We start from the raw sequence: 2,478 nt of genomic DNA, 5'->3' as shown, positions 1-2,478 counted from the left end.
GCCCGGGCGCGACCGGGAGTGGGCTTCCCAAACAAGAAGGGGCCGGCAATGCCGGCCCCTGCGAATGTCGCGCGCCGTCTCCGGCTCAGTCCGCCCAACGCCCCGCGCCGGTGGACTGCGGCAGCACCTGGGCCGACAGCGGACGGTCATTGGCCAGCAGGTTCACCGCGTCGGCCAGGATCGAGGCCGACTCGCGCAGCAGCGGGTCCGGACGCTTTTCGGCGGCCTTTTCGCGGGCGGCATCCTTGACGATGTCGCGCTCGTTGCCGGTCAGGCCATCATCACTGCTGTCATCGGCCAGCGGGTCCAGGGCCAGGCCCAGCTCCTTGCGCTGCAGCTGGCGTTCCTTGCGCTGGACGTCCTGGCGCTCGCGTTCGGCGCGACGGGTGGCCTCGTTGAGCGAGATGTACTTCTTCGCCGCCTCGGTTCGGAACTGCTGCACGTCCTCGTTCCACCACTGGAATTCCTTGTCGGTGGCGATTCGCGCGTCGTGGCGGGCCTCCAGCTTCGGCAGCAGCGGCGCGAAGTTGCCGTACTGGGTGTGCGGCACGGCGGCGATGCGGGTCCACGGCAGGGCGTTATCGTAGGTGCTCTCGCCGAACTCGGTGGCATCGACGCTGGCCGGGAAGGCCAGGTCCGGCACCACGCCCTTGTGCTGGGTGCTGCTGCCGCTGATGCGGAAGAACTGGGCGATGGTCAGCTTGACCTGGCCGAAGCGCTGGGTCTCGCCACTCGGCCAACGGTCGAGGTCCACGATGTTCTGCACGGTGCCCTTGCCGAAGCTGGTTTCACCGATCACCAGGCCACGACCATAGTCCTGGATCGCACCGGCGAAGATCTCCGAGGCCGAGGCCGAACCGCGGTTGATCAGCACCGCCAGCGGGCCATCCCACGCCACACCCTGGTTGCGGTCGCTGTTGACGGTGACGCGGCCACCGGACTCACGCACCTGCACCACCGGGCCCTGCTCGATGAACAGGCCGGTCAGTTCGATGGCTTCATCCAGCGAACCGCCGCCGTTGTTGCGCAGGTCCAGCACCACGCCGTCCAGCTTGTCGTTCTTGAAACCAGCCAGCAGCTTGGCCACGTCGCGGGTGGCCGAGGCATAGTCGGCGGCGTTGCGGCGGCGGCCTTCGAAATCCTGGTAGAAGGTCGGCAGCTTGATCACACCAATCTTCCGTGCCGGCTCGCCGTTGGCGGCCGGAATGGTCATGGTCTCGCCCTTGGCGGCCTGTTCGGCCAGGCGCACCTTCTGCCGGGTCAGCACCAGGGTGTGGTGCTTGCCATCGGCACCTTCGGCAGCCGGAATGAACTCCAGCTTGACCTGGGTGTCCTTGGCGCCGCGGATCTTGGCCACCACATCGTCGATGCGCCAGCCGATCACGTCCTCGACCTGGCCAGACTTGCCCTGGCCAACGCCGACGATGCGGTCACCCGGCTTCAGCGTGCCGTCCACCGCAGCCGGGCCACCGGCGATGATCTCGCGGATCACCACCACGTCGTCCTGGCGCTGCAGCTGCGCACCGATGCCTTCCAGCGACAGCGACATCGCCTGGTTGAAGTTCTCGGCCGTGCGCGGGGTGAAGTAATCGGTGTGCGGATCAACCGCGCTGGTGTACGAATTCATGAAGAACTGGAAGACGTCTTCGCCCTTCAGCTCATTGACCGACTTCTCCAGCGTCGCGTAGCGCTTGTCCAGCGTCTTGCGGATATCGTCCGGCTTCTTGCCCGCCAGCTTCAGGCGCAGCCAGTCGTTCTTCACCGACTTGCGCCACAGCTCATCCAGCTCGGCGCTGCTGGCCGCCCACGGCACCTTCTTGCGGTCGTATTCGAAGCGCTCGTCGGTGGTGAAGTCCGGCTCCTGCTTGAGCAGCTTGCGCGCAAAGGCCACACGTTCGCCGACACGCTGCTTGTAGACCGCGAACACCTGGAACGCCGGCTCCAGTTCGCCGCCACGAATGGCCGAGGAGATGTTGGCTTCGAAGGGCGCAAAGCGCGCCACGTCGGCCTGGGTGAAGTACTGCTTGGCGCCGTCCAGCGTCTCCAGATAGCGCTTGAACACGTCCTTGGAGGTGGCCTCGTCCAGCGCACGCGGGCGGTAGGCGTAACGACTGTCGGACAACAGGCCATACACCAGCTTGGAGGTGGTCACCTGATCGGCGGTTGCCGCAGCGGGCAATGCAGGCGAGTCGGCCTTGGCCGCCAGCGCCAGCGGCGCGACCAGCGCCAGGGCCATCAGGAATGCGGGGGCTTTGAATTTCATTGACGTGCTCGAAGGCGCCTTGCCAAGGGGGAGACTGCAGGGTGTTCAGACACCCCGACAGTGCCGAAAGTTGCCGGGTTTGTCACCCGGCCGCGCTCGGTGGAAAACCAGCCTAGCGGGGCCGGTGTAGCAAATTGTGAATGCATGTAGAGCCGAGCCCATGCTCGGCTGGCCGGCAGCAAGCAGCCGAGACACCTTCGGCAGCACCGGCTGGC

1 protein-coding gene is annotated in these 2,478 nt (G+C 66.3%); it reads right to left on the bottom strand.

Features of this window, described 5'->3' with window-relative positions:
* Positions 1-85 precede the first annotated feature (85 nt).
* Positions 86-2,263, bottom strand: coding sequence for a carboxy terminal-processing peptidase (locus ABGA94_RS03435; protein ID WP_375366394.1), 2,178 nt, complete (start codon positions 2,261-2,263; stop codon positions 86-88).
* Positions 2,264-2,478: the final 215 nt, after the last annotated feature.

The organism is Stenotrophomonas sp. 3diitr2024 (assembly GCF_042136455.1).
GTDB lineage: Bacteria > Pseudomonadota > Gammaproteobacteria > Xanthomonadales > Xanthomonadaceae > Stenotrophomonas > Stenotrophomonas sepilia.
This window is presented reverse-complemented; position numbering and strand designations above follow the sequence as displayed.

Excerpts from the sequence above, each read along its gene's own strand:
- ABGA94_RS03435 (WP_375366394.1), bottom strand. The coding sequence starts at position 2,263 with ATGAAATTCAAAGCCCCCGCATTCCTGATGGCCCTGGCGCTGGTCGCG.